Here is a 24,323-nt window from a genome sequence, read left to right as displayed (position 1 = left end):
CATGTGTATCAGGGTTCAAATTATGTCGACCAGTATCGCTGTGAACGAGAACGATAATGTAGTAATTTCTGATGTACCTTTGACGTGGCACTCTATTGTGGATGTGGCGAACGGAGCCTTTCTGTCGCTCGAAGAAAAGGCTTGGGACCGAGTGCGCAACGCGCGCAAAATTATCGAACAGATCGTTCATCGTAAGGAGCGTGCATATGGAATCACAACGGGGCTAGGTGCACTGTGCGACACACTTTTAACGCCATCCGAACTCACCACTCTGTCGACAAACGCATTGAAAAGCCATGCGTGCGGTGTTGGCGCGCCTCTTGCCCCGGAGTTGGTGCGCGCGATACTCGTCGCTCAGATAAACAATTTCGCTCATGGACATTCTGGGGTATCGCCTGAAGTAGTTAGCCGTCTCATCGAGTTCCTCAATTCGCGGATCACGCCAGTGATGCCAGCCGATGGGTCAGTTGGATATCTGACCCACATGGCTCATGCGGCATTGCCGGTGATCGGTCTAGGCGATGTTATGTTCGAAGGCGTTCGCATTTCTGGAGAAGAATTGCAGGCTCGATTCGGACTCGATCCCGTTTGCCTTGCCGCCAAGGACGGACTCTCACTCATCAACGGAACACCCTGTAGCGTCGGCATGATGTGTGTCGCACTCGAGCGAGCAGAGCGCCTTCTGAAGTGGGCAGACATCATAGCCGCAATGAGTTTTGAAGCGCTGCGAGGGCAATTGGATGCGTTTTCGCCAGAGGCGCTCGCCGCGAAGCCGTTTCCTGGAATCCAGAAAGTCGGGCAAAACCTACGACGAATGCTTCAGGATAGCGTGAACCTGTCTAACAGCAAAGGAGTTCGGACGCAAGACGCGTTGAGTATCCGTTCAATTCCGCAGATTCACGGCGCAAGCCGCGATCAGTTTGCTCACGTCGAATACCAGGTCAACCTTGAACTCGCGTCCGCCACAGATAATCCACTCGTATTTGGGCATGCAAACGACTACCGCGTGATTTCACAGGCGAACCCTCACGGGCAAAACATGGCCATGGCGGCCGACACGCTGTCAGTTGCGGTAGCAGAACTGGCCGGCGTGGCAGAGCGTCGTGTGGATCGTCTTGTCAATCCCCTTACCAGTGGCTTACCGCCTTTCCTGCTTAAGCAGAGCGGAGTCAACTCCGGCTTGATGATCGTTCAGTATGTTGCCGCATCGCTTGTTTCGGAGAACAAGGTGCTAGCAATCCCGCGAGTGATAGACAACTACGTGACCTCCGGTCTTCAGGAGGACCATCTGAGCATGTCCACTCCGGCGGCGCTTCGAGTGGGCAAAATCCTAGACAACGCGGAAACTGTTCTTGCGATTGAATATCTCGTCGCATCGCAAGCGCTATCGTTCTTCAGTCCAGCGGAGATTGGCACAGGGTCTCGTATCGCGCTTGAAATTTTGCGTGAAGATATACGCCCATATACTGAAGATAGGGTGGTATCGATCGACATAGAAAAGACACTCGCGATTATTCGCAAGCCAGCAAACCTTACACAGATCGAAACGACATTGAGACAAACGCTCTAAAGCATACTTTCTTGCCGGAAATTTTCTATTGAGATTTACTAAGCACTACGAAGACAACAATATACTTTAACAAAGTATTTCTTTCGGAGTCTAAAGAAAAATCCTTGTTGAAGAAGAAAATCTTTGCAAATAACATGATCATCGACTGTCGATCCAGTGGCAATAATCGTCAAGCCACGATTCGCGTCAGTAGCCTTGTCGACGTTATGTAGCTCTATTCCGCAATACGTCAAAGGGGGCGTCGACTCGATACCACCTTGTCAACCTAAACTACTAAGACCATGGAAAATATCATCGATTTGAACCGTTATCCCCTGAATCGCGAGGGAAGTAAGGAGTGGGATGCGCTCGTCGCGTGGGCATCCGATGAGCTCAAGCGAGATGGCATGTTCAATCTCGAAGGGTTTATTCGTCCTGAAGCATTGAAGCAGGCGGTCAACGAGATTTTGCCGGTTGTAAAGGATAATTCTCACACTCATAAACGCGTACATAATATTTACTTCCGCCCGGAAATCCCGGAGCTTCCGCGAGATCATCCGGCACTTCGCACGGTTGAAACCATCAATCACACGGTGTGTGCGGACCAGATTGCCGAGAGTTTGATCACTTCCGTTTACGAATACGAACCGCTTGTGACATTCATCGCCGCCACGATGCATAAGCAAAAGCTCTACGTGATGGAGGACCCTCTCGCGAAGATTAACATTCTTGCTTATCGCGAGGGCGAAGCGCTCAACTGGCACTTTGATCGTTCCGAGTTCACAACCACGTTACTCCTGCAAGAGCCAAAGCAAGGCGGCGAGTTCGAGTATCGCAACAATCTTCGATCCGACTCTGACCCGAACTATGACGGTGTTGCAGCTTTGCTCGAAGGCCGCGATGCCAACGTGCAAAAGATGAGCCTCAAATCGGGAACGCTCAACGTCTTTCGCGGAAAGAACACCGCGCATCGTGTGTCGCGGGTCGTTGGCGAAAAGGACCGCATGGTCGCTGTCTTCTCATACTACGAGCGACCGGGCGTGGTGTTCCGCGAGGAAGAGCGTGTGGGCTTCTATGGTCGAGCGCATTGATCGCTTCAGATGGTGCATAAGGACCTGAAGGTCATCTAGCAGCACTCCCGCTGAAATTTTCGAGCACTGAATTTAAGACGTTCGGTGGGTAGTGCTGCGCGTGAAGGAAACAATCTCGTCGTCGAATTTACCGAAAAATAACGTTTTCCATTGTGGAGATTAAAATGAAAAAGATAATTATGACGGGGCTGGGTCTTGCTCTTTGTGCATCAGCGGCACACGCAGAAAATTCTGTAACGTTATATGGAATTGTCGACGAAGGGATTGATTTCACAACAAACACCAACGGTCAACAGAACTACGAGATGCAGAGCGGGTATGCGTCCGGAAGTCGTTGGGGTATCAAAGGCCAAGAAGATCTCGGTAATGGTGTGGCTGCAATCTTCAACTTGGAAAACGGATTTGACGTCAACTCTGGCGCTTCAACAATCGGTGGGCGCATGTTTGGTCGTCAAGCTTTCGTTGGGCTGCAAAGCGACAAATTTGGTAGCGTAACGTTCGGGCGGCAGTATGATTCCGTAGTCGACTACCTCGCGCCACTCACAGCCAACGGATGGTATTCGGGATACCTTTTTTCTCACCCATACGATAACGATAATACGGACAACACATTTCGCGTAAACAATGCAATCAAATACGCTAGCCCGTCGATAGCTGGACTGACTTTCGGTGGCGTATATGGATTCAGCAATGTCGCTGGCGGATTCGCGAATAATCGACTTTTAAGTATCGGTGCAGCGTTTTCGAGTGGAGCATTTTCTGCCGCCGCCGCGTACATGGATATCAATAACGTAGGCGCGAATACCGGAGGCGCCGTCGCTACGAATGATGCAAGTTTCTATGCGGACCACCAGCGCGTTTATGGGGCGGGGCTCTCCTACGTACTAGGCTCGACGACGTTTGGGTTCGTCTACACCGATAGCTTGTTGGAGAACCCGTCAGGAAATGCGTATGTCGGGGGCACCTTCAATGTCGCAGGGAATAGCTCGCTTCGATTCGACAATTTTGAAGTCAATGTCAAGCACGACTTTTCCCCCTCATTTTTTGTGCAAGCTATGTACACCTATACGCTAGGACGGTATTCGACCGGCACTGGCACGTCGCATCCAAAGTGGCACCAAGCTGGAGTGACCTTTGACTACCTCTTATCCAAACGGACGGACGTCTACCTTCAAGGTACGTTCCAGCAAGTTGCGGACGGTGAGACTGGAACGTTCCTTGACGATGCGTTCATCACCGGAGCTGACGGGTCATCTTCAAGTAGTCGCCAGATCGTCGTTCGAGCGGCAATCCGACATAGCTTTTGAAATAGAAGAAATCGCACATTCGGGGAATATTTTCTCGTCGTAGCGAGTGCGCCTCGCGCTGAGCCCTCGAACCGAACTGTAACGAGTTGCTTATTTTCATAGAGATGTGACCGTTCCCCACATCCTTTGCTACCGCTATTTCTATTGTCAATTGAGGTTGTATCGTGAATATTCCGAAGCATGTTGATCCCCGCCTCGATCCCTCCCGCACGATCCGCGCTCCGCGCGGCAGTGAGAAGGCCTGCAAGACCTGGCTGGCGGAAGCCGCGTACCGCATGCTCCAGAACAATCTGGATCCGGAAGTGGCCGAGCATCCGCACGCGCTGGTCGTCTACGGCGGCATCGGCCGCGCCGCGCGCAACTGGGAATGCTTCGACCAGATTCTGGCGTCGCTGAAGGATCTGAACGAGGATGAAACGCTGCTGATCCAGTCGGGCAAGCCGGTGGGCGTGTTCCGCACGCATGCCGACGCGCCGCGCGTGCTGCTGGCGAATTCGAATCTCGTGCCGCACTGGGCGACGTGGGAACACTTCCACGAACTCGACCGCAAGGGCCTCATGATGTACGGCCAGATGACGGCGGGCAGCTGGATCTACATCGGCTCGCAAGGCATTGTTCAGGGCACCTACGAAACGTTCTTCTCGGTCGCCAACCAGCATTTCAACGGCGACCCCAATGGCCGCTGGATTCTCACGGGCGGCCTGGGCGGGATGGGCGGCGCACAGCCGCTGGCCGCGACGATGGCGGGCTTCTCGATGATCGCGGTGGAATGCGACGAGACGCGTATCGACTTCCGTCTGAAGACGCGCTACGTCGATCGCAAGGCGAAGACGCTGGATGAAGCGCTGGCCATCGTCGAAGAAGCGAAGCAGACGGGCAAGCCGGTGTCGGTGGGTCTGCGTGGCAACGCGGCGGACGTGTTCGCCGAGTGCGTGGCGCGTGGCATCACGCCGGACTGCGTGACCGACCAGACCAGCGCGCACGATCCGATCAACGGCTATCTGCCGCAAGGCTGGAGCGTCGAACAATGGCGCGAAGCGCAGAAGGTGGCGCCTGAGAGCATCGTCAAGGTCGCGAAGCAGTCGATGGCGCATCAGGTCAAGGCGATGCTGACGCTGCAGGAACGCGGCGCGGCAACGCTCGATTACGGCAACAACATCCGCCAGATGGCGCTGGAAATGGGCGTGGAAAACGCCTTCGATTTCCCGGGCTTCGTGCCGGCGTATATCCGCCCGCTGTTCTGCGAAGGCAAGGGTCCGTTCCGTTGGGTGGCGCTCTCGGGCGATCCGGAAGACATCTACAAGACCGACGCCAAGGTCAAGGAACTGATTCCCGACGATCCGCATCTGCATAACTGGCTCGACATGGCGCGCGAACGCATCGCGTTCCAGGGCCTGCCCGCACGGATTTGCTGGGTCGGTGTGAAGGATCGCTATCGTCTGGGCCAGGCGTTCAACGAAATGGTCAAGAACGGCGAACTCAAGGCGCCGATCGTGATCGGCCGCGACCACCTGGACACGGGTTCCGTCGCCAGCCCGAACCGCGAAACGGAATCGATGAAGGACGGCTCGGACGCCGTCAGCGACTGGCCGCTGCTCAACGCACTGCTGAACACGGCGGGCGGCGCATCGTGGGTCTCGCTGCACCACGGCGGTGGCGTGGGCATGGGCTTCTCGCAGCACTCGGGCGTCGTGATCGTCGCCGATGGCACGCAGGCCGCGCATGAGCGTCTGGGCCGCGTGCTCCACAACGATCCGGCCACGGGTGTGATGCGTCACGCCGATGCAGGCTACGAACTCGCGCAGCAGACCGCGCGTGAAGCGGGCCTCAAGCTGCCGATGCTGGGCCGATGAGCGAGGCGCGCACGACGTATCGGCCGCGGCTGCGCGGCGCGGATTTGGTGGCGCCGCTGGGGAAGTACGGCGGCGACGCTACGCGCGAGATCACGACGGAATCCGCGCATGTGTCGGCCATCCGCTGTTCGCGTCGTGAGTGCCAGCCAAACCATTTTCGAACGCGATCAACGCGCATGAATATCTTAAATTCCGACTTTTGTCAGCGCGCTCTGTTCGCCACGCATGCATGGCTGCCGGATGGCTGGCCCTTCCCGTTGGCAGCCGAGCTGACTGGATCGTGCTCGACACGATGCACGTGAGTCTCAACGGACAAGACCCATGGACATGGTTGTCCGGCATCGTGTGCTGCGAGCACGGTGGTACACCGGTTCGCGACGTCTATGTAGGGGGGGCCGCGTCGTGCAAGCTCGACGACATCGCGACGAATTTTCACTATACGCGTCCTACCGCGTTGCCCGCGCGCAACTTCGAGTGCTAGACCGGGATAGCTAGCTTGGCCTCCTCGTCGCGCCGAGATGCTTTCGTAGTGCTATGCGCTCCCCCACCGATCATCCTCTTCTACAAAGGAGCTTCACCATGAGCAAGGCAATTCATCCATCCCTTAAACATCCTATCCAACGCGGCACATATGGCTTCAACGGCGGCACGTTGCGTTGTCTTTGCGATAGCGATCCCGTCGAGATTCGGATCGGCGCACAGGTCTCATTCAATCACGCGTGCGGATGCACGAAATGCTGGAAACCCGACGGAGCACTGTTCGCGGTCGTCGGTGTCGTGCCCCGTGATAAGGTGAGTGTAGCGGCGCGCTCTGAGAAGCTGAAAGTGGTGGACGACAGCGCTCTGATCCAACGCCATGCGTGTAAGGTTTGCGGCACTCATATGTACGGGCGTATCGAAAACTCGTCCCATGCATTCTATGGATTGGACTTCATTCACACCGAACTATCGAATGAATCTGGTTGGGACGGTCCGGGATTCGCGGCATTTGTTTCGTCGATCATTGAAAGCGGCACCTCACCCTCCGAAATGGATGCAATCCGCGATAGCCTCCGAGAGAAAGGACTCGAACCATACGACTGCCTGAGTCCTGCGCTGATGGACCTGCTTGCAACTCACGCCGCAAAGGCCAAAGGTACGTACAGCGAGGCCTGAACAGTATGGACCGCGTCGAACAGCATGCTATCCACGATGGGAATCAGGAAGTTTGGAAGCACCTATCATCCACGCTTGGTTGCGAGATGAAATTCGGGATATTTCTACCGAAATCTGCCCTAGCTGGAAAGAAGTGTCCCGTGCTTTACTGGTTGTCGGGACTCACATGCAACGAGCAAAACTTTATTACCAAGGCTGGCGCGCAGCGTTACGCTGCGGAGCATAGTGTAATTCTCGTCGCGCCGGACACAAGCCCTCGCGGTGGTAACGTTGCAGACGATGAAGCTTATGACCTCGGTAAGGGGGCAGGCTTCTACGTAAACGCGACTCAACAACCTTGGGCGAACCACTATCGTATGTATGACTACGTCGTCGATGAGCTACCGAGGCTGGTCGAGGACGGCTTTCCAGCTAGCGATGCGAGGTCAATCAGCGGACATTCGATGGGCGGCCACGGTGCGCTGATGATTGCTCTCCGCAATCCAGGTCGATATCGGAGTGTTTCGGCGTTTTCGCCGATCGTCGCGCCAAGCGAGGCGCAATGGGGTGAGAAAGCCTTCTCGACTTACATCGGTGACAACCGAGAACTGTGGAAGCAATACGACACGGTCGAGCTTGTGAAACTGGGTGCCGAGCGGATACCTCTCTTGATCGATCAAGGAGAAGCTGACGAATATCTCTTAACCCAGTTGAAGCCTCAATTGTTGAAAGTCGCCTGCGCATCGTCTGGGCATCCCCTCCAACTGCACATGCGTGCCGGATACGACCACAGCTATTATTTCGTCGCAAGCTTCATCGGCGAACATATAGCGTACCACGCTAGAAATTTGCAGTAGTACGTCTGCGTAGTTACCGGTGCAAATATGCAATAGGTTCACTTCGCTACACTCAGCAAGTTTCCAAAGTTAGCGTAGCTCCCGTCGTCGAATTCAACAGGGCATATAGCCCTTGCGAATTCGACGAGCTTCTGTTGATTTTAGCTCTGTTCATCAAGGTGGCCTCCAAGACACCTGGCCTTTGTAATGGCGTTGCCGGACCGAGAATTTATCACTGGAAGGGTGACTCGGCCGCGACATGAATTCGAAAAACAGTATTAGCGAAATGTGAACCGGTGCCTGCCTGGAGTTGTAGGTAAATCTAGATATGCTTTGTCAGAAGCGACCTGTCTGACTCGAAAGATCCCAGACCTGCCCAGTCAATCCGTGTCGATGGAAGATTTCGATCGCATCATCAATCGACCATTTTTGCCAATCCGTATCGGCGTGACGTGAATACCATTCACGTGCGAAGTTCCAGATCTGCTCAATCGGCCGCACGTCGCCTTTCGGAATGCCTCTAGTGCTGCACCAAACGTCTACCTGCGCTTCGTCGCGGAACAATAGCTGAACCGAGCACGTGTAGACGACATTGTCCCAAGCATTCTTCATTGGTATCGGAAAATGGACGACGTAGTCCGTATCCAGCAATTTCCCGTCTTCAATGCGAATGACGACATTGTCTTCGATCGCTCCCAAACGCGTCTCGATAGTGGCGGAGCCTCCAGCTAGTTGAACCAAGCCCAAGGAACACCAGGCGCAGTTTCCCCACCACTTTTTATTTCCAGACTTCACAACGCAGGTTGTCGGCGCTGCGGAAAACGGATGGGCAATCCATACTTCATCGGAATCGGGGTGAAGCACCACGCCATGATAGTCAGCCAGTTCGCGCAAGGCACGTTTCGCTTGTGCATCATCACATCCGAAACGTTCGGCAATCTGATTGACTGTTGGTGGGCGCTGATCGTGGATAAAGCACGAGATGATCGCTTCGTGCAAAGAAGAGTTTTCCATGATATTACATTCGCTAAACTGAGAAGAGGCATTCGAAGATAGTCATCTTCGCTGATTGTCATTGCTCGACCGGACAACCTATTACGGGTGCATCCGCGTGCCCTTGGTGATCTTGTCAACGATCTTCTTTTCTTCGCGCAGCGCAATCCCAACAACTTTTGCACTGTCCGGGCCGTGTTCGGCAAACACGGCGCGATTTTCAGCATCGTGACCAGTCGAAAACATTTCTTCGATGTAGAGGCCATGAGGAACGCTGCGTTCCAGTGCGCGGCGATGGACTGCCTTCAGCGTTTCCTGGTCACCAGAGAGGACGATAACTGGCTGAATGCACAGACGGTGATAGGTGTTGTCGGCCGCGTCGCGATAGGCTTCGCCCATAATCTCCGGCGATGCTCCAGTAACGCCGCTCATCAGAAACGCTGTGACGTTGAGCTTTTGCCATGTGGCCAAGTCGTCACGCACAACAATCGCAATCTTCGTGTCAAACATCAATACCTCTGTTTTGCCGAAATACCGTTTCGTATGAGTCTGCATGGCATGCGGCCAAACTAGCCGCCACTGCGGCGAGCTTCTCGTTCCAGTCTGAACTCTTCACCAATCGTGACCGTTGCGTCCTTCGGACCAAATGGCTCGTCGCATGCCGGACAGACCAGCTTCAGTCCGGTCTCGTGTCCACACTGCCGATGCGTGATGACCAATGCAGGCTCATCTTCCGACTCGAAGTTTCCCCATTTCTCTCCCCATGATTTGAGGCTTAAAAGCAGGGGGTAAAAATCCAGGCCCTTGGTGGTCAACCGATATTCAAATCGTGGAGGGCGTTCGCTATATGCGCGACGGGCTATAACTCCGTCCGACTCAAGCCGCTTTAGCCGAGTCGAAAGCAGATGCGACGACATGCCTGTCTGCGTCTGGAATTCCTCGAAGCGCTTCACGCCGAGAAATAGTTCTCGAAGAATTAGAAGTGTCCAGCGGTCCCCAACCACAGCCAGCGACCGCGCTATGGGACATATGGTGTCGCCGACGTCTGACCAAGCCATATTGACTCACTTCAAAATTTAAACCTACTATACAGCACGGCATAGAAAACACCAAGGAGACAGACATGACATCGACTATTGAGAGCAACCCACTAGAAGCCCCTCGCTATCTCGACGACTTCAAAATTGGGGATCAGATCGAAACTGAGGAGTTCCCAGTCACTCGGGACATGATTGTGACTTTTGCGCAGCAATATGATCCTCAGCCTATGCATCTTGATGAGGCCGCTGCCCGCAGCACAGTGTTTGGGGAACTGGTCGGCAGTGGTTGGCAGACGCTAGCAGTGACCATGCGGCTGCTTGTAGACGCACAGCTACTTGGTGGCACGCCTATCGTGGGAACCGAATTCAAGGAGATGCGATTTCATGCGCCCATGCGACCCGGCGACGTTTTGCGGGCGCACGCCGAAGTGGTCGACATTTGCCCGTCAAAGAGCAGGCCTGATCTCGGATTCTTGGATGTCCGGGTGACAACGAAGAACTCTGCCGACGCGACACTGATCACTCAAAGCTGGAGGTTGGTGTTGCCTCGTCAATGCAGTGTCTGATTGCGAGCGCCTGCCGACTGCGGCGGGGTGATCGTTCGCGTGCTCATCCCCCCGCCTCACGACTACTCGGAATCATGTAGCTTGAGTCGAGCAGGCCGCGCGCAATCATTATTGGAGCAAGAATTTTTTTCGCGCGCTCGTAGTCGGCGTTCTGCGTCAGTGGCCAGCGCGGATTTGTCCAAATATCAGCACCCGCATGGAAATTCCGAACGGCAGTGTTCACGGCAATCCGCAACCGTAAGTCGAGGCCTGCGACAAGTGGGTCAATCGCGCGCGAGTGGCCTTCGATGATCCACCGCTCGACTTCTTCGTTGATGTCGCCGAGGTCCATCCATTGCCGTGAGCTTCTATACGCCTGCCCGAACACAGAATCGGACGGATAGCCGCGCACGGGTTCGTAGCCGAGTTGCCACTCGTGCCAGTCCAGCAGGATCTCATCAATCCGGTCCATCGAAATTCTCCCGGTTCTCCGCAGCGACAACGGCGCGCGCGAACTCGATCGCCGCTCGGTGCGCGCGCAGGTATCCCGGCGTCGGATGCTCGCCGCGATCCATGCCGAAGCGATACGTGCGGCCGATCCACGACCGCACGTCAGACGGCAGCGCGCGCCAATGGGCCTTGCAGCCCCACAGGTTATCGCCAACGACGGCCGTGCAAAGCGGCCAGCGGCACCGATGCGTCATTCCTGACTCCCATCGAGATGCAACATGAAGCGACGCAGTTCGTCGAGATCGACACGCCCTGTCATTTCCCGAAAAGCTTGGATGAACCTGCGCTTGACCGCTAGCGCACGAGTGCCGGTAAAGCCGAACACCAGCACCATGAGCGCCTCTTCATCCATATGATAGAAAAGGGTTTTACGCGGCGCGCCATTGCCAGCTTCAATCTCGTCGAACATCGCCCCGAACTTCAGATCGCGACCAGCCGCAGATTCGTGCAGCCGCCGAATGTCACGGATTACGTTCTTGTGTTGCTTTGAAAAGGCGATCGCTACTGCGCGTGAATCGGCATGAGCAATCGCATCGCGAACTGTGAGCAAGGAATCCGCTACATCGGGCGATTCGGTCATGTCGTTTGCTCCAGTGAAGGATTGGCGCGCGACGCGCCGACAAGCGCAGTACGGGCGATGCGTGCAATGTGCGGCATCGATTTTGGATCGGTGCTCGTCGCGGCGATCTCGGCGATGATGTGCAGCGCTTCGCGCAGCCGCTCATTGTCGTGCTGAAGATGCAACCGCATGGCAAGCGCGTGACGCGTGAGGTGTTGCGTGTTCATTCGATGGCTTCGGTTAGGTTGATCATCAGCGACGCGAAATTCGCGTGAGCTGGCCACAGTGCTGACACTTCGTTCGCGCTCGCGCTCGGCGAGCCTTCGCATCTCGTCCTGATAGCGCTCATGCACCGCATGCCAGCGGTTTTCCTCGTAGGCCAGTTGCAGCAGTTCCCACGTAGGCGAGAGCTTTTCGTGACACGTTGCACACGTCACCTCGGCGGCACGCTCGTCGACGAGATAGCCGTGCCGGTGAAAACATCTCCCGCCAGTGACGGGCGTGAGGATGCGCTCGGTACCAAGGTCGCGCCGGGCTTTCACTGGCAGTGCGCGCACATGCGCCCCTGTGTCGTTGTCGTTCATGGCGTAAGCAGTTCGAACGGGTCAAACGCATCGTCGAGCGCAAGTGCGATCTGCCGCGCCTGGAGCGGTTCGACGATGACGTGCGCACGCGGGTTGCTAGCATCGATGCCGTGTAACGCCACGCGCTGCCGGAACTGGCGATCGTTGCGCACGACACCGCGTTGAACCAATGCGCGCTCCCTGCCTCTCGGCGTCTCGATCGATTCATAGCGGTCCTGCAGGCAATCGAGAATCACAGACTCGTCGAGATCGGGACGCTCGGTCGCGTACCAGATGCGCAGCGCGATACGGCAGGGGCCAGCCAGACGCATACGCGCCTTGGGTGGAATCTGGCGCAAAGCATCCGCCTCGTATGCGAGCGCTTTGTCCGACTTGATCGACATGGGTCGCGTCACGATCTCACCCGAGCGCTTGTCACGCACCTTGCGCGGCACGATCTCGCGAGAATTCGCCTTGCTTGCCGGTTCGCCATAGATCACAAATTCGATGCGCATCATGACCTCACTCGTCATCGCTACCCGGCTCGCGATTCACGCGGCCATGTGTCCTGCCGTAGATCTCGATCGCTTCCTTCGCGAACGCGATCTGGTGCGGCGTAATGGGCTCTCCGTCCGCTGCGCGCTGCAGGATGCGATGCGCCCACCGGATGCCGCCGCCCGCGGGCGCACCGTGTTCGCGAAGCAATCCTTTCGCAATGTCGCGAATGTTCGCGAGCTGCGCGCGTGCTTCGTCGGGCGGCGTGCGCCGCTCATCGGTAAGCGCGAGTGTGTTCTGCCGGTACATCGCCGGCACAGGCGCGCAGAGTTCGATGAACTCAGGCAGGTTCGGCGCACGCTTCGTGTGGAACAACGCGGCGACACCACGGCGCAAACCCTCGTCGGTAACGTTCGCGATGCCAAGGCCCTGTTTCCACGTCGCCTTCATCTCGTCGGCATCGACGTTGCCCCACATCGCTCGAAACGATCCGCCGTAGATCGTCTCCATTTTCGAGAAAAGTTTCTCGATCCAGCCGTCAGGAATTTCGCGGCTCATGGGCGATCTCCGTCATGTCGAGGTCAATCACGTTCGGATCGGCTGGCGCGGCCGTGGTGCGCTTGTCGCGGCCCGTGAGTTTGTCGATCGTGCGCTGTTCGCGCTCCCTGCGTTCCTCGAACGCGCGTGTCGGTGTCTGCGGTTGCGGCGGATTCGCAGCCGCTTCGATAAACCGGTCGATGTGCGCGCCGTCGCGCAGGATCAACTCGATGCCGTTGTACTTCGTGCCGCGTTCGTTGACGCCCATGTTGTGCGGCGTGAAGCTGCACCCGCGGATTGCATGGCAAAGGTCGCGCGGTGAGTACCCGAGCGCGAGCGCGGCACGAATCACCTTCCGGCGCTTCTCGTCGAGCAGCGAGCGCGGCGACTTCATGATCTTTTGCCAGTAGCCGAAAATTTCGTCGACAACGCCGCGGTCGATCTTCGTCGCTTGCGGCGAACTCGACAAGGGCGCGTTAGCGCCCAAAGGATTTATCTGTTCCTGTTCCTGTTCCTGTTCCTGTTCCTGTTCCTGTTCCTGTTCCTGTTCGGCGCGCGCGCGCAACTTCCCCATAGCCTTCCGGGAAGCCTCCCCGAAGGCTTGCTGGAAGGCTTCCTCGTAGGGCTTTCCAAGCCCGTAAACGAAGGCTCTCAGCGTTTCGCGCGCCCTCCATTTCAGGTCACATTCGGGAATGTTTTCCCACTCGCCAAGCCAGGACAGTACGACATTTGGAGACTGCGGTTTGTTGTATTCCACGGCCTTCGGAACCCACACAATTCGGGCCTCCCAATCGACCTCACAAAGTCCTTCCCGCAAGACTTCCCCTAAAGCCTTGTCGAAAGCCTCCAGGGTCCATCCGAGCGACTCAGCCATCGCCGCGCGACCGCTCTGGAAGATGCCCGGAATCGGGCCGGTGTGCGGACCAGTGAGCAGATACACCCATAGACCCTGACCGCAGGCCGGGATGCGTGAGAGCCTGCGGAATTTCTCGTCGCCCCACATCCGCATGTAGATCGTGCGGTAACGTCCGCGGGCGCGGCGATCGCTTGTGATCGGCATCACATCCCCCAATCATTCGCGTACGCACAGCACAGCGCGCACGGTCATGAGGTTGCGCGCGCACATACCCTGGTCTCCATCGGTCTCACCGCGCGAGTCGAGACCCACCAAGACAGGCAGCGGCGCCACGGTCGCAACCATGCGGAAGCGACGTGTGCACTCTTCGACCGCGCACACCGCTGCGCGGGTGTCCTGGTTGACGCAAGTCATGGTCACGTGGGCATCGTCTTTCATCGCTTCCTCCACTCAATCATTCCTGCGCGTCGTCGATGCTGCGGTCGAACTCTTCCCTCTGCCTCTGCAGTTTCCGCATGATCACGCGGTCAAAACTCGGAGGCCACAGTTCGCCCTGGCGTGCATCGCCGTTTGCGATCAGCTTTTCTTCGGCGCACTCCTTCGCGCGATCATTGATCGCGTCGCGTCGGTCGGCGCGCGTGGGCAGATCGAGAATGGCCTTCGTCCGCGCAGGTCCAAGACGCAGCGCGTGGAGCTTGTAGCCGTCTTTCAGCGAAATGTGATTCATCATCGCCGCCTCGAGAATGCGTGCGTCACGGATCGACCATGCGCGCTCGAATTCAGTCTGCGAGACGCCGCACGCCGATGCGAGACCCAGCCGTTCCTGCTTGCGATGAAGCCGTGAGGGCCATCCGTCGTCAAAGGCACTCAGGCAGGCGGGACGCGTCATGACATACCGCCCGAGCTTCACGCCGGTGATGGCCCGCTCATACACTTCGTTCATGTGGTCGCCCAGGTGTCGCGCGACGAACAACACGGGATGTGTCCCATGCTTCGCCTGGTCAAATTTCACGCACGGGCACGGCACGCCGAGCCGGCGGGCCTCGTGCCAACGCGAGCGCCCGTCGATGATCAGCCCATCAAGCAGCACAATCGGCTGCTCGATGATGCCGCGCGTCGCGAACCCATAACCGCGCTGCACGCACCCGACAAGCGGGTGCGCTTCGAGCGCACGAAGTTCGTCTCCCGTGAGCCAAAACGCGTCAATGTCCACCGCACAAATCCTCAAAGTGATTCGAGATCCGGTTAAAACCAGTTCACGTTTCCTTATCAATCGGATTGTGATATTTTCGCTGCGTCCACTTTGTAAGGGCCTTAATGGCCCCACAAAGCCTCATTACGCTGGAGCGGCTAACTCCAGCGTATTTTTTTGAGACGAACGCGCGCAAAAAGCTCACGCCTGGCCTGAAAGGCACCTGCGAAAACTCAGTCTGGAATTTTTGAAATCGGCTAAGAGGCGGCTCTCCCTTCCCCGGCCGCGGCGTTCGCTCTCAGGCGTCGGCGCTCTCTCGATTGAGATCCTGGATCTCGAACTGCTCTCGTAGCAACGTCCAGCCTCCGTAGTCCGGACATAGCCCATCGACCGTCACACGACCGGACACCGCCGCCGAGATGAACGGCGCAAACTCGGGCGGCACGGGCATGTGGCGGGTTTGCCACTGCTGGATCCGCGCTGCGGAGCACGGGCGATACACGCTGATCCGGCGCGCAAGCTCCGTCCGCGATCCGCAGAGAATGATCGCGCGACGCAATTCAGCGTGGCCGGCTTGCACATCGTCGTTGGTTGCACGAGTCGGTTTTTTCGGCATGGTGACAGTCTCCTTACTCCATGTTCGGGACTGGCGAACGATTTATCATCCTAGACCGCGTTTGCCATCAGTACAACACGCGGAAAGCCAATACCCGAGCCGACTCCGGCGCTTTCGCCTGTCAGACAAGGCCCTGGCGGGAATGGAATTTATTTCGATGTGTTGGTAGATAGCATCCACCTTTCCTAGTGATTTCCCTGGGTCGAAATGCACCGCTGGGACACTGCGGGGAATCTGCGGGGACACCACGGGGAATCCAGACGCAAAATCAGAATGCCGCTTTCCATTGCCAGATAAGCGTTTCACTGCGGTATGCGAAAAAATGTTGTTCCCTCGATTATCCCAACGTTATTGAAAACGTAATTTTCGGTGTCCCAGAAAATCCGCTTGCGCGAATAAAAATCGCGCGTCTATCCTCAATTCCAACGCAACGTTTGGCAATTGAGAAATCGGAAAGAAAATGGACATTCCATTGAACATTTCGAATTCAGTCGGGATCACCGTTGAGCACGACCACGATGAGCACGGCTTCGAGCGCGTGACGATCTCGGGCGTGGATTGCGACGTTGTAGCGAGCCATGTGCTCGACGTGAAGAACGCCGCGCCGATCGACGCGTGCCCGGAGATAAGCGGCCCCCGTCGCGATCTCGGGTCAGGCTGCTGGCGCGCGACGGTGTGTGCGCGCGGGGGATCCCGACCATGAACGCGACTGTCGTCGAGTTCGAACGGCTCCAGTCGCTCGCCCTGCCCCTGCGCATCGAGAACCTCCTTCGTGGCGATGGTGTCTGGTTCATTTACGAGCTCTGTGAACGCAGCGAGAGCGACCTTCGCCGCATGCGCGGCATGGGTAGCACTTCGATCCAGAGCATCCGGGACGCGCTCTCGAAGCGCGGCCTCACGCTCGCAGATTGAAGGTGTAGCGATGAACGAATTCGACTTTGCGCACCGGCGTCCGATGAGCTATCGCGCTGCACTGCGCGCCCTGCCGCCCACCCTGCATCGGCGCTGGTGGGCGATGCGCTGGCAGTTCGAACGGCCGCGTGTCGAGATTTCCCGGCTCTACGCAGCACCGTTTCAGGTCTGATCAAGGTCTTCACCCGTACCGGCCGGGGCGAAGCCCCGTTGCTCAGTGGGTTCAACAGCGCAGGCGTCTGGAGGGCGCGACGCGCGACGAATACGAGGTGAAGAAAAATGAAAGTCAATCTGCACAAGGTGGTGCGCTCCACGCTGAACGCCGAACACGGCGCTGCGTGCGCGGGCGTTCGCCGTCGCATCGCCTGGCGACGCCGCGTGGTTTTCGTAATGGGGCTGATCGGCGCCTCGTGGGCGATGGGTGACGTAGTCCATATCGAGGCCGCTCACGAAGGCGCACGAATGGGTCTCGATGGCTTGATTGCATACCTGATCGAAAAGGTGTGCGCCGTCGACTAGCAGGCGCTGGCATTCATCCCGCCAGCACACCGGAGAAACGCGATGAATGCCGTAACGATGGACTCGTTGCCCGCAATCAGCGACGCGCGATTGCCCGAAAGCTATACAAACGCTGTGAACGCGCTCGAACAGGCGACTGCTATCGATGAGTGTCAGCCGTGGGCGGACAAGGCGATGGCGCTCGCGTCGTATGCCCGCCAGTCTCGCGACGATCGCCTCCATCGCATGGCTATGCGTATCCAGGCTCGCGCGACGCGGCGATGCGGCGAGTTGTTGCATCAGTTTCCGCCTGCAGCAGGCCGCCCACCGAAGGTTGAAATTAATAAGGCCGCCCGGACGAATATCTCGCGGGAGCAGGTCGCCGCCGATGTCGGCATGTCGAAGCATCATCGCGTCACTGCGCTACGAGTCGCTTCGGTGCCGAAGGCCGAGTTTGAGCGCCAAGTCGAAAGCACGAAGCCACCCACCGTAACCGCGCTCGCAGATCAGGGCAGGAAGACGCCGATCGAGGAACTGTGCGACGGCCAGTTGATGGAGAAGTATCACGAGCTGCGCGCAATGGGTGATGGCTGCTATCCGCATGCCGACGAAATCCTGCGCTTCATCGATGCCCGCAACGCTGGACGTGCTGCGGCCGGGAGAGCCTAATGGGATCGCGCGAACAATGGCTAGAAGAAAGGCGCACGGGTGTCGGTGGTAGCGACGCCGCCGCCGCGCTCGGGCAAAGCCCGCACATGACGGCGCAGGAGCTCTATCACATCAAGCTCGGAACGCCCCTCGCGCCACGCGATGGTGATGGCGAACGCACCGAATTTGGCAGGCTGATGGAGAACGTGATCGCAGTGCAATACGCGAAGCGCTTCGACGTCAGGCTTCGCCGCCGCAATTCGATCATCCGTCACCCCAGATTCCCGTGGATGCTCGCCAATGTCGATCGGCTGATCGAGGGCCGTAAGTGCGGCGTTGAAATCAAGAATGTCGACGCCGTCGCATATCGCTTTAACGACGAATGGGGCGAGCCGGGTTCGGATCAGGTGCCCACGCCGTACCTGTTGCAGACCGCGCACTACATGGCAGTGCTCGACTACCCCGAGTGGGATCTTGCCGCGTGCATCGGCGGAAATCGCCTGGAGGTCTATCACATCGTCCGCGATCCCGAGCTGGAAGAAATGTTAATCGAGGGCGAACGCGAGTTCTGGCAGCACGTCGAGCAGCGTGAACCACCCGCCCTCGACTATCGGCACGCTAACGCGATTCCGTTCCTCAAGCGGCTTTACAGCGGCACCAACGGCGAAACGGTGAGCCTTCCCGCCGAAGCCGAGGCACTGCACTACGCCCGCCTGGATTTCGACGAGCAGGCAAAGCTCATGGACAAAGGGGCTGAGGCTGCTCGCGCGCGGCTGATGCAGATGATGGGTAACGCGAGCGTGGGCCTGTTGCCGAATGGCGGTGGCTACACGCGAAAGCTTGTCGAACGCAAAGCCTATGAGGTGGAGGCGTCGAAGTACATCGACTTCCGGTTCTCGCCACGCAAAGGAGCATGACCCATGAATGATCTTGTCGAATCCCCGTTTGCCGGGCGGGCCGTTACCACCAGCGAGACGGCCGGCGCGCGGCAGAATCAGGCGCGCGAGCTTGCCGATCTTCAGGTCGCGTACACGATGGCACGGCATTTCCCGCGTGACGTCGTGAAGGCGATGGACGCGATTCTGCTCGCATTCACGAGTCCGCGCCTCGCCGAGCGCGCGCAGTATCAATTCGCGCGCGGTGGTACGGACATTCGCGGCCCGAGCATCCAGGCGATGGAAGCGATCGCCACGGCGTGGGGAAATATCGACATGACGTGGCGCGTGATTTCCCGTGGCGTCGATGCCCGCGGCGTCGGCTATTCGGAAATCGAAGCCCGTGCGATCGACACGCAGACCGGCGCGCGTAAGTCCATCGCCTTTCCCGTCTCTCACTGGCGAGATACGCGTCAGGGCGGCTACGAGCTGAAGGACGAGCGTGATGTCTACGAGCTCTGCGCGAACATGGCACAGCGCCGGCTGCGCAAATGTCTGGAAGCCGTGATTCCCGCGGATGTGGTCGACTCGGCCATGGATCAGTCCGACGCAACCCTCAAGGCGAAAGCTGACACCTCAGCCGAAGCGATGGCAAAGATGCTAGAGGCATTCGCCCCTTTCGGGATCACGAAGGAGCATATCGAGAAGCGCATCCAGCGCCGTCTCGATGCGATCACGGCAGCACAGGTGGTTTCGCTCAAGCGCATCTATGCCAGCCTGCGCGACGGCATGAGCGACGCGTCTGAATGGTTCGACGTCAACGGTCGCGACGCCACTGAAGGCGCCACACAGCCCGTTGAAGGCGATGCGCACGCTGGTTCTGGTACCGCGGCGGTCAAGTCACGAATGAAGGCCGGTTCGAAGAAAAAGGAGAAGCCGCCGCGCGCTGAGGATACAGATGGCACTCGCGTCGTGAGCTATGCCGAAGTGGCAGATGCCCTGAACGACGCCACCAGCATTGAGGCTGTTGATGAAGCGGCCGACCTCATCAAGCACGTTCAGGATGAGCACCAACGCGATGAGCTGGAAGCGCTCTATCGTGCGCGCGCGGGGGAGTTCGAAGAATGAGTGCTCCGACCATCAGACACGAATGGGACCGTTTTGAGTCGCGAGTAATCACCCGCGATGCGCCAGCGATCCAGCACAGCGAAATGCGCATCGCGTTCTATTCGGGCTTCAAGGCGATGCTCGACCTGAATGTCGTCATAGGACAGATGCAGGAAGACGAGGGTATCGCCGCGCTCAGGGCGCTCGCAAGCGAAGCTCGCCAGTTCGGCAAGACGTCGGGCGACTCTGCACGAGAGGACATCGACCATGATTCTTGAACTGGAAAACGTCGTCGCGAAAATCACGAGCGTAAAACCCATCAGCGAGAAGCATGGGAAGCAGCGCGTCCCTGCGCACATGATCACTTTCGAGATCGAGCACGAGAACACGATCCTGATCCCGTTCGATTCGCAACTGCGTTCGGCGTTCTACCAGAAACCAGCCCGATCCTCTGTCGATGCGAAGAGTGGTCAGAAAGAACTGGACGTAACGCGAAGCAGCGATGGCCTGACCGAGCTGCGTTTTCCGTGGTGGTCGCAGTGGATCGAGATACCCGGTGAACTGGTCGGCTATTTGGTCCGGCTCCATACAGGCAACACCGAACGCTCGCACATCGTTCTCGACGAAGCGAAGCTGGGGCCATTTTTCGCAATGCCGAAGGAGTTTGGAATGAGTTTGCTGAAACTCAGGGCGATCGTGCATCCGACGGCTCACGAGAAAGGCCGCATCGACGAACTGCTTCAGCAGGAAGTGCCGATCACGATCGCACCACCTGTCGATAGTCAGGGCACGCTCAACGCTTGAAACACCCAACTGAACGGTAACGCACTGGAGGTTATCCATGAAGCTCACATCCGGCTTTCTCCTGTCGCTCACTCGTCAAGACGTCTTCGACGTAATCGCATGGCGGCTGCTGTTCCAGAATGCCCGTGCGCTCGGCCCCGATCGCATCAAGAATATGTACCGCGCACCGGACGGCAAGCGCTGTGCGATCGGCTGGATCATCCCCGATGATCTGTATTCGCCTGAGTTTGAATCGACAGGAGTGCGCGACATTGCAACAACACTTGCTGAGACGGAACACGGCAAGGAGTTCGCAGCATTCGTCGGCGCGCACGTCGCGATGCTTTGCGACCTCCAGGGCTTGCACGATGCCTACCCGCCCGGCGAGTGGCCAGTCCGGCTGTGCCTCATCGCACAGAAGTACGAGTTGGCTGAGACAGCCGTCGACCGCATGTGCGGGCCACGGCCGAGCCACAACCCGCCGGCAGTAATCGCGCCGCGCGGTCCGATCCCCTACGGCTGCCTGCTTGACCTGGGCATGGCCGCGAGGATCAAACGGGTTCCGCCCGCAATTAACCACTCCGTCGAATCCGTCCACGATCTGGAGTTGATGGCATGAACTATCCGACCATCGAAGAACTCGTCAGCCTGGATGCACAGGCGCTGTTCGATCGTATTGCACGCCACATGCTTACGCAGCGCGCTCGCAGCACCGTCGATGGGACGCGCGATTGCCTCTATCGGGATCTCCACGGCCGCGCTTGTGCGGTCGGTGCAATCATTCCTGGTGCGGTCTATCGCGAGTCAATGGAGCATAAAGGCATCACGGCGCTCATGCTGCTGCTATCACTCGACGAGTTCAACACCCCGCAACATCGCGCCTTTTCGCGCTTCCTCACGCAGCACGCACCGATGCTCATGGACTTCATGCGCATCCACGATCAGGCGTTGCCAGAATTGTGGCCCGATGATCTTCGGATGCTCGCGAGGCTGCATACACTCGATGCGTCGGTCGTCGCTCGCTTCACACCGCACACCCATCGAGGCGATTGGACATGGCATGAGACGCCCGAAACGCTCACGGCATACGAGGCCGATCATGTCCTCGCGTAGCCGCAAGGCGCGAGCGAAATTTACGCTGGCTCCCGTCGAGCAGACGCACGAAGATCGCACGCTGGTCAATGCCTGGGTGCCCGATTATGGGAAACAGTGTGAGAACTGTGGCGAAACGCCGGTCGTCACCGGCGTTGCCGGCGGGCGTGTGGTCTATCACGGTTCGCTTTGCGGCGCATGTTCGTGGGGCGACTCTGCGTGCAGCGATCCGGCGAACTGGTAACGGTGGGCCCAATGCCGCGGGACCTTTACCGAACGCACTGCGTCGCCTGCGGTTCGCGCTTCGGCGACACAAACGTGTACAGCGAGGCCGGATGGCTCGAAACCCAGATAAGCGGCCTGTGCGAGCTCTGCTTCGACACAGTTGCTGATCTATTCTCGAAGGACGCCGATGATGCAGACGAGTCAGGGACTGAACGGCCCGGTGGTGGAGCTTGATCTCGCAGGGGAGCGTCCCCTCGTGAAAATCAATGGCGAGTCCGTACTGGGAGTATCTCGAGCAACATTGGAAATTGAGGCTTTTGAGACGCCTGTTTTGATTGTGCGAATTACTTGCTTTACCGTGGAAGGTGGAACGCTGCCCCACGGTGTTCGGCACACAAATCGCAGGGAGGAACCGTGAGAGAAGACCACATCGAACATGATTCAGCGAATGCGCCGGTGCTAAAACGCTCAATCATCTCCGCGCGCGCATGGGACCGCTATACGTTCCAGACTGCGCGCGGCCAACCGGCCACGCTCGCGATAGTAGATCTTGACGGCAACGTTCTTGATAGCGGCCCCGATGTTGCTCGGGAAATATGGGACATCGCGATACTGGCTTATCGCCAGTATTTACGCGGCGAAGGCTATTTGAGAACCATTTCCTCGCCCAGTGGACTGTTTCAAGAAGCGCACAACTAAAGCGAGATCCGTCCTGCGCGCTATCGAACAGTCGGGACTCTTCTCGGCGACCGCGACGGTTTGCGCGCCGTCTCAATCGCCCCTACCGTTAGTTCGTTGCCATCGATGAGTTCGCCTGTATTGCGATCGATGTCCAACTCTCGGACGACCCCTGCTTTCGACTTGACACGAAGTCGTATAATTTTTTTGTCGTCCCCGTGAATGCCATGCATGTAGACGTCAATGCGCTCGAACGTTTCCGCGACAAGCTTTCGAGCTTTGACACGACTATCATAGTTCAGATGTTCGACACCGTCACATATTGACTGCCAGTCTTCCGCTGTCGATCTGACTGAGGCGTGCAGCGAACCGGACTCATGTTCGAGTTTCGCAATAGTTCGCTTTTCTGCGTCAATCTTGCCCTCGAGTTCATGCGCGGCTTTGACGAAAGTTGCGGGCGCTGTGTCACTAGCGCTCAATAGGGCTTCCGTTACTCGTCCCAGTTGCGTCTTAAGCTTTGCAACGCGTTTGCGAGCAAGCGCAAGCTCGCCTTCGACCGGTGAAAACTCCCGCTCAACAAACAAATCGTCAAGTTTGTACTGGTCTGAGCAATAGCGTAAGAGTGCACGCTCAATCGGCACTACGCTACACGAAGCGTGCTCGCACTTCGGCAGCCGCTGAACGCCCGAGCAGAGTATGCGACGCTGCGCTTTGTAGCCTCTCCCGTCTGACCTTATACCTTCGCGCATGTTCTGTGCACTCATACTGGCACCACAATAGCCACAATACGTCACTCGAAGGCCAGTAATGACACTTGGGAGCTCGCCCTTCGCTGGCCGTCGCCCGCGCTGATCTGCCTGATACTGGAGATCGGCAAACTCTACTTCAGTGAGCAACGGCGGGTAGTATCCCTGTAGTTCGATTGTTTCGCCGTCTAGCGTTATGGTCCGCACTCCAATGAGGGTCCGCTGCCGCAGCAGTTGATTAACGCGGCTCTCATTGCTCAAACCCGGTGGCACGCAGCCGCCCTCAGTTGAAACCCGTTCGAGTGCTCGCATTGCCCCGTAACCTCCACGGTAGTACGCAAGAACCTTCCGCACCGCCTTGGCTACCTCTGGGATTAACTCGAAACCTCGCACTTTGTCATAGCTTATCCAGCTCGGATCTGCCCCAGGTGCGACCTTCCCCCTGTATCGCCCATCAAGCCAAGCGGCGGCTTTGATTCTGATCGCCTCCTTGACGCGAGCAGCCTTAGTGCTGCTTTCTTCGTGGGCCCGCAAGGCAGCCCCGAGAGCCATAAACAGAATGCCCGGATTCTTTTTTACTGTTTCGCGGTTATATTCGACGCTGCTTTCGCCCGTTGTCACCACCGTGATGCCCGACATCACGATACTCGTGAGTAGGTTCTGGGCAATGATTGGTTCCGCGCGCGAAAGGCGGTCAAGCGACTCGACAATCAGCACCGAGCCCGCTGGTACGCGTCCGTCTTCGACTGCTCTCAGAAACGTCCCTAGCGCACCCTTTTTCACATTTCGCTGGTGGTAAGCGGAGAGTCCCTTGTCATGCAGGGTAAGCGACGTATCAAGAACGAAGCCGCGCGCTTGCGCCCACCTCGCAGCCGACTCGGCCTGACGCGCGATACTACTGCCCTGGGCTTGCTTCGGATCGCTGAATCGAAGATAGCTGTACACACGCGGGGCCTCTTTCATAAACTGTCCTCTGCATCGAAAACGCCGTGGTTTTCATTATAAATCGCATTATTTAGAGGAAGCTCAGTGCCTGCATGGCGGCGCGGTTCGTGGGTGTTTTGTTTCGCGTCAGCTTCACAA

At 57.7% G+C, this 24,323-nt stretch carries 33 protein-coding genes and 1 pseudogene; 20 read left to right on the top strand and 14 right to left on the bottom strand.

All coding sequences use genetic code 11. The features are described from left to right. Positions 1-22 precede the first annotated feature (22 nt). The 7 genes and pseudogenes from U5782_RS22270 to fghA all read left to right on the top strand — a co-directional run bounded on the left by U5782_RS22270 (position 23) and on the right by fghA (position 7,791). The gene (locus U5782_RS22270; RefSeq protein ID WP_322046046.1) at positions 23-1,570 is read left to right on the top strand and encodes a histidine ammonia-lyase; all 1,548 of its coding nucleotides are present in this window, start codon (positions 23-25) and stop codon (positions 1,568-1,570) included. Between the two features lie 281 nt (positions 1,571-1,851). Next, on the top strand, positions 1,852-2,640 hold the full coding sequence (locus U5782_RS22265) for a 2OG-Fe(II) oxygenase (RefSeq protein ID WP_322046045.1): 789 nt from the start codon (positions 1,852-1,854) through the stop codon (positions 2,638-2,640). Between the two features lie 164 nt (positions 2,641-2,804). Then, positions 2,805-3,947, top strand: coding sequence for a porin (locus U5782_RS22260; protein ID WP_322046044.1), 1,143 nt, complete (start codon positions 2,805-2,807; stop codon positions 3,945-3,947). Positions 3,948-4,111: 164 nt separating this feature from the next. Beyond that, the gene (gene hutU / locus U5782_RS22255; protein WP_322046043.1) at positions 4,112-5,800 is read left to right on the top strand and encodes a urocanate hydratase; all 1,689 of its coding nucleotides are present in this window, start codon (positions 4,112-4,114) and stop codon (positions 5,798-5,800) included. Positions 5,801-6,047: 247 nt separating this feature from the next. After that, positions 6,048-6,295, top strand: a pseudogene (locus U5782_RS22250) (formimidoylglutamate deiminase); the annotation flags it as partial. Positions 6,296-6,379: 84 nt separating this feature from the next. Then, the gene (gene gfa, locus U5782_RS22245) at positions 6,380-6,955 is read left to right on the top strand and encodes an S-(hydroxymethyl)glutathione synthase (RefSeq protein ID WP_322046042.1); all 576 of its coding nucleotides are present in this window, start codon (positions 6,380-6,382) and stop codon (positions 6,953-6,955) included. A gap of 5 nt (positions 6,956-6,960) precedes the next feature. Then, positions 6,961-7,791, top strand: a complete 831-nt coding sequence (gene fghA / locus U5782_RS22240) for an S-formylglutathione hydrolase (RefSeq protein WP_322046041.1) — start codon at positions 6,961-6,963, stop codon at positions 7,789-7,791. A gap of 315 nt (positions 7,792-8,106) precedes the next feature. Here fghA and U5782_RS22235 read toward each other — a convergent pair whose 3' ends face one another. The 3 genes from U5782_RS22235 to U5782_RS22225 form a co-directional block, all read right to left on the bottom strand. Next, positions 8,107-8,784 (bottom strand): alkylmercury lyase family protein, encoded by a 678-nt coding sequence (locus tag U5782_RS22235; protein WP_322046040.1) that lies wholly within the window; start codon positions 8,782-8,784, stop codon positions 8,107-8,109. A gap of 81 nt (positions 8,785-8,865) precedes the next feature. Next, the gene (locus U5782_RS22230) at positions 8,866-9,273 is read right to left on the bottom strand and encodes a DUF2000 family protein (RefSeq protein ID WP_322046106.1); all 408 of its coding nucleotides are present in this window, start codon (positions 9,271-9,273) and stop codon (positions 8,866-8,868) included. Positions 9,274-9,332: 59 nt separating this feature from the next. Continuing rightward, positions 9,333-9,821, bottom strand: a complete 489-nt coding sequence (locus U5782_RS22225) for a helix-turn-helix domain-containing protein (protein ID WP_322046039.1) — start codon at positions 9,819-9,821, stop codon at positions 9,333-9,335. A 65-nt stretch (positions 9,822-9,886) separates the two neighbouring features. Here U5782_RS22225 and U5782_RS22220 point away from each other — a divergent pair, with 65 nt between their 5' ends. Further along, the gene (locus U5782_RS22220) at positions 9,887-10,369 is read left to right on the top strand and encodes a MaoC family dehydratase (RefSeq protein ID WP_322046038.1); all 483 of its coding nucleotides are present in this window, start codon (positions 9,887-9,889) and stop codon (positions 10,367-10,369) included. 43 nt (positions 10,370-10,412) lie between these two features. Here U5782_RS22220 and U5782_RS22215 read toward each other — a convergent pair whose 3' ends face one another. The 10 genes from U5782_RS22215 to U5782_RS22170 form a co-directional block, all read right to left on the bottom strand. Further along, entirely contained in the window at positions 10,413-10,820 is a 408-nt protein-coding gene (locus U5782_RS22215; RefSeq protein ID WP_322046037.1) for a hypothetical protein, read from the bottom strand. After that, positions 10,807-11,052, bottom strand: a complete 246-nt coding sequence (locus U5782_RS22210) for a hypothetical protein (protein ID WP_322046036.1) — start codon at positions 11,050-11,052, stop codon at positions 10,807-10,809. Before U5782_RS22210 ends, U5782_RS22215 begins: the two co-directional genes overlap by 14 nt. Beyond that, on the bottom strand, positions 11,049-11,438 hold the full coding sequence (locus U5782_RS22205) for a Rha family transcriptional regulator (RefSeq protein ID WP_322046035.1): 390 nt from the start codon (positions 11,436-11,438) through the stop codon (positions 11,049-11,051). The genes U5782_RS22210 and U5782_RS22205 overlap by 4 nt, the downstream gene beginning before the upstream one ends. Further along, a complete protein-coding gene (locus U5782_RS22200; protein ID WP_322046034.1) occupies positions 11,435-12,001 on the bottom strand; it encodes a hypothetical protein in 567 nt (188 codons plus the stop codon). The genes U5782_RS22205 and U5782_RS22200 overlap by 4 nt, the downstream gene beginning before the upstream one ends. Beyond that, the gene (locus tag U5782_RS22195) at positions 11,998-12,498 is read right to left on the bottom strand and encodes a hypothetical protein (protein WP_322046033.1); all 501 of its coding nucleotides are present in this window, start codon (positions 12,496-12,498) and stop codon (positions 11,998-12,000) included. The genes U5782_RS22200 and U5782_RS22195 overlap by 4 nt, the downstream gene beginning before the upstream one ends. Before the next feature lie 4 nt (positions 12,499-12,502). Beyond that, positions 12,503-13,033 (bottom strand): hypothetical protein, encoded by a 531-nt coding sequence (locus U5782_RS22190; protein WP_322046032.1) that lies wholly within the window; start codon positions 13,031-13,033, stop codon positions 12,503-12,505. Beyond that, entirely contained in the window at positions 13,014-14,072 is a 1,059-nt protein-coding gene (locus tag U5782_RS22185) for a hypothetical protein (protein WP_322046031.1), read from the bottom strand. The genes U5782_RS22190 and U5782_RS22185 overlap by 20 nt, the downstream gene beginning before the upstream one ends. A 12-nt stretch (positions 14,073-14,084) precedes the next feature. Continuing rightward, positions 14,085-14,306, bottom strand: a complete 222-nt coding sequence (locus tag U5782_RS22180; RefSeq protein WP_322046030.1) for a hypothetical protein — start codon at positions 14,304-14,306, stop codon at positions 14,085-14,087. Positions 14,307-14,322: 16 nt separating this feature from the next. Further along, a complete protein-coding gene (locus U5782_RS22175; protein WP_322046029.1) occupies positions 14,323-15,081 on the bottom strand; it encodes a hypothetical protein in 759 nt (252 codons plus the stop codon). Between the two features lie 277 nt (positions 15,082-15,358). After that, positions 15,359-15,676: a YdaS family helix-turn-helix protein gene (locus tag U5782_RS22170; protein WP_322046028.1), complete on the bottom strand. Its 318-nt coding sequence runs from the start codon at positions 15,674-15,676 to the stop codon at positions 15,359-15,361. 699 nt (positions 15,677-16,375) lie between these two features. On the opposite strand from U5782_RS22170, the gene U5782_RS22165 reads away from it, so the two are divergent. From U5782_RS22165 to U5782_RS22110, 12 genes are all read left to right on the top strand, one after another. Beyond that, positions 16,376-16,588, top strand: coding sequence for a DNA-directed RNA polymerase subunit alpha C-terminal domain-containing protein (locus U5782_RS22165; protein WP_321941674.1), 213 nt, complete (start codon positions 16,376-16,378; stop codon positions 16,586-16,588). Positions 16,589-16,598: 10 nt separating this feature from the next. Next, a complete protein-coding gene (locus U5782_RS22160; RefSeq protein ID WP_322046027.1) occupies positions 16,599-16,760 on the top strand; it encodes a hypothetical protein in 162 nt (53 codons plus the stop codon). Positions 16,761-16,867: 107 nt separating this feature from the next. Further along, positions 16,868-17,107, top strand: coding sequence for a hypothetical protein (locus tag U5782_RS22155; RefSeq protein WP_322046026.1), 240 nt, complete (start codon positions 16,868-16,870; stop codon positions 17,105-17,107). 42 nt (positions 17,108-17,149) lie between these two features. After that, positions 17,150-17,755, top strand: a complete 606-nt coding sequence (locus tag U5782_RS22150; RefSeq protein WP_322046025.1) for a hypothetical protein — start codon at positions 17,150-17,152, stop codon at positions 17,753-17,755. After that, positions 17,755-18,651, top strand: coding sequence for a lambda-exonuclease family protein (locus U5782_RS22145; protein ID WP_322046024.1), 897 nt, complete (start codon positions 17,755-17,757; stop codon positions 18,649-18,651). The genes U5782_RS22150 and U5782_RS22145 overlap by 1 nt, the downstream gene beginning before the upstream one ends. Before the next feature lie 3 nt (positions 18,652-18,654). Beyond that, positions 18,655-19,737: a hypothetical protein gene (locus U5782_RS22140; RefSeq protein WP_322046023.1), complete on the top strand. Its 1,083-nt coding sequence runs from the start codon at positions 18,655-18,657 to the stop codon at positions 19,735-19,737. Then, positions 19,734-19,994 (top strand): hypothetical protein, encoded by a 261-nt coding sequence (locus tag U5782_RS22135; protein ID WP_322046022.1) that lies wholly within the window; start codon positions 19,734-19,736, stop codon positions 19,992-19,994. The genes U5782_RS22140 and U5782_RS22135 overlap by 4 nt, the downstream gene beginning before the upstream one ends. Then, a complete protein-coding gene (locus tag U5782_RS22130) occupies positions 19,984-20,520 on the top strand; it encodes a hypothetical protein (protein ID WP_321941682.1) in 537 nt (178 codons plus the stop codon). Before U5782_RS22135 ends, U5782_RS22130 begins: the two co-directional genes overlap by 11 nt. Positions 20,521-20,557: 37 nt before the next feature. After that, entirely contained in the window at positions 20,558-21,118 is a 561-nt protein-coding gene (locus U5782_RS22125) for a hypothetical protein (RefSeq protein WP_322046021.1), read from the top strand. Next, positions 21,115-21,612: a hypothetical protein gene (locus U5782_RS22120; RefSeq protein ID WP_322046020.1), complete on the top strand. Its 498-nt coding sequence runs from the start codon at positions 21,115-21,117 to the stop codon at positions 21,610-21,612. The genes U5782_RS22125 and U5782_RS22120 overlap by 4 nt, the downstream gene beginning before the upstream one ends. Continuing rightward, on the top strand, positions 21,599-21,835 hold the full coding sequence (locus U5782_RS22115) for a hypothetical protein (RefSeq protein WP_322046019.1): 237 nt from the start codon (positions 21,599-21,601) through the stop codon (positions 21,833-21,835). The genes U5782_RS22120 and U5782_RS22115 overlap by 14 nt, the downstream gene beginning before the upstream one ends. A gap of 395 nt (positions 21,836-22,230) precedes the next feature. After that, complete coding sequence (locus tag U5782_RS22110) at positions 22,231-22,515, top strand: hypothetical protein (RefSeq protein WP_321941685.1); 285 nt, start codon at positions 22,231-22,233, stop codon at positions 22,513-22,515. Between the two features lie 20 nt (positions 22,516-22,535). On the opposite strand, the gene U5782_RS22105 is transcribed toward U5782_RS22110, so the two are convergent. Further along, positions 22,536-24,203, bottom strand: coding sequence for a recombinase family protein (locus U5782_RS22105; protein ID WP_322046018.1), 1,668 nt, complete (start codon positions 24,201-24,203; stop codon positions 22,536-22,538). Between the last annotated feature and the right edge of the window lie 120 nt (positions 24,204-24,323).

It is taken from the genome of Paraburkholderia sp. J67 (assembly GCF_905220265.1).
Classification (GTDB): domain Bacteria; phylum Pseudomonadota; class Gammaproteobacteria; order Burkholderiales; family Burkholderiaceae; genus Paraburkholderia.
This window is presented reverse-complemented; position numbering and strand designations above follow the sequence as displayed.

Coding starts and splice junctions, on each gene's coding strand:
- U5782_RS22105 (WP_322046018.1), bottom strand. CDS start 24,203: ATGAAAGAGGCCCCGCGTGTGTACAGCTATCTTCGATTCAGCGATCCG.
- U5782_RS22125 (WP_322046021.1), top strand. CDS start 20,558: ATGAAGCTCACATCCGGCTTTCTCCTGTCGCTCACTCGTCAAGACGTC.
- U5782_RS22115 (WP_322046019.1), top strand. CDS start 21,599: ATGTCCTCGCGTAGCCGCAAGGCGCGAGCGAAATTTACGCTGGCTCCC.
- U5782_RS22145 (WP_322046024.1), top strand. CDS start 17,755: ATGGGATCGCGCGAACAATGGCTAGAAGAAAGGCGCACGGGTGTCGGT.
- U5782_RS22160 (WP_322046027.1), top strand. CDS start 16,599: ATGAACGAATTCGACTTTGCGCACCGGCGTCCGATGAGCTATCGCGCT.
- U5782_RS22155 (WP_322046026.1), top strand. CDS start 16,868: ATGAAAGTCAATCTGCACAAGGTGGTGCGCTCCACGCTGAACGCCGAA.
- U5782_RS22185 (WP_322046031.1), bottom strand. CDS start 14,072: ATGCCGATCACAAGCGATCGCCGCGCCCGCGGACGTTACCGCACGATC.
- U5782_RS22135 (WP_322046022.1), top strand. CDS start 19,734: ATGAGTGCTCCGACCATCAGACACGAATGGGACCGTTTTGAGTCGCGA.
- U5782_RS22220 (WP_322046038.1), top strand. CDS start 9,887: ATGACATCGACTATTGAGAGCAACCCACTAGAAGCCCCTCGCTATCTC.
- U5782_RS22170 (WP_322046028.1), bottom strand. CDS start 15,676: ATGCCGAAAAAACCGACTCGTGCAACCAACGACGATGTGCAAGCCGGC.
- fghA (WP_322046041.1), top strand. CDS start 6,961: ATGGACCGCGTCGAACAGCATGCTATCCACGATGGGAATCAGGAAGTT.
- U5782_RS22130 (WP_321941682.1), top strand. CDS start 19,984: ATGATTCTTGAACTGGAAAACGTCGTCGCGAAAATCACGAGCGTAAAA.
- U5782_RS22165 (WP_321941674.1), top strand. CDS start 16,376: ATGAACGCGACTGTCGTCGAGTTCGAACGGCTCCAGTCGCTCGCCCTG.
- U5782_RS22270 (WP_322046046.1), top strand. CDS start 23: ATGTCGACCAGTATCGCTGTGAACGAGAACGATAATGTAGTAATTTCT.
- U5782_RS22140 (WP_322046023.1), top strand. CDS start 18,655: ATGAATGATCTTGTCGAATCCCCGTTTGCCGGGCGGGCCGTTACCACC.
- U5782_RS22190 (WP_322046032.1), bottom strand. CDS start 13,033: ATGAGCCGCGAAATTCCTGACGGCTGGATCGAGAAACTTTTCTCGAAA.
- U5782_RS22265 (WP_322046045.1), top strand. CDS start 1,852: ATGGAAAATATCATCGATTTGAACCGTTATCCCCTGAATCGCGAGGGA.
- U5782_RS22180 (WP_322046030.1), bottom strand. CDS start 14,306: ATGAAAGACGATGCCCACGTGACCATGACTTGCGTCAACCAGGACACC.
- U5782_RS22235 (WP_322046040.1), bottom strand. CDS start 8,784: ATGGAAAACTCTTCTTTGCACGAAGCGATCATCTCGTGCTTTATCCAC.
- U5782_RS22195 (WP_322046033.1), bottom strand. CDS start 12,498: ATGATGCGCATCGAATTTGTGATCTATGGCGAACCGGCAAGCAAGGCG.
- U5782_RS22205 (WP_322046035.1), bottom strand. CDS start 11,438: ATGACCGAATCGCCCGATGTAGCGGATTCCTTGCTCACAGTTCGCGAT.
- U5782_RS22260 (WP_322046044.1), top strand. CDS start 2,805: ATGAAAAAGATAATTATGACGGGGCTGGGTCTTGCTCTTTGTGCATCA.
- U5782_RS22215 (WP_322046037.1), bottom strand. CDS start 10,820: ATGGACCGGATTGATGAGATCCTGCTGGACTGGCACGAGTGGCAACTC.
- U5782_RS22225 (WP_322046039.1), bottom strand. CDS start 9,821: ATGGCTTGGTCAGACGTCGGCGACACCATATGTCCCATAGCGCGGTCG.
- U5782_RS22120 (WP_322046020.1), top strand. CDS start 21,115: ATGAACTATCCGACCATCGAAGAACTCGTCAGCCTGGATGCACAGGCG.
- U5782_RS22200 (WP_322046034.1), bottom strand. CDS start 12,001: ATGAACGACAACGACACAGGGGCGCATGTGCGCGCACTGCCAGTGAAA.
- U5782_RS22210 (WP_322046036.1), bottom strand. CDS start 11,052: ATGACGCATCGGTGCCGCTGGCCGCTTTGCACGGCCGTCGTTGGCGAT.
- U5782_RS22150 (WP_322046025.1), top strand. CDS start 17,150: ATGAATGCCGTAACGATGGACTCGTTGCCCGCAATCAGCGACGCGCGA.
- U5782_RS22230 (WP_322046106.1), bottom strand. CDS start 9,273: ATGTTTGACACGAAGATTGCGATTGTTGTGCGTGACGACTTGGCCACA.
- gfa (WP_322046042.1), top strand. CDS start 6,380: ATGAGCAAGGCAATTCATCCATCCCTTAAACATCCTATCCAACGCGGC.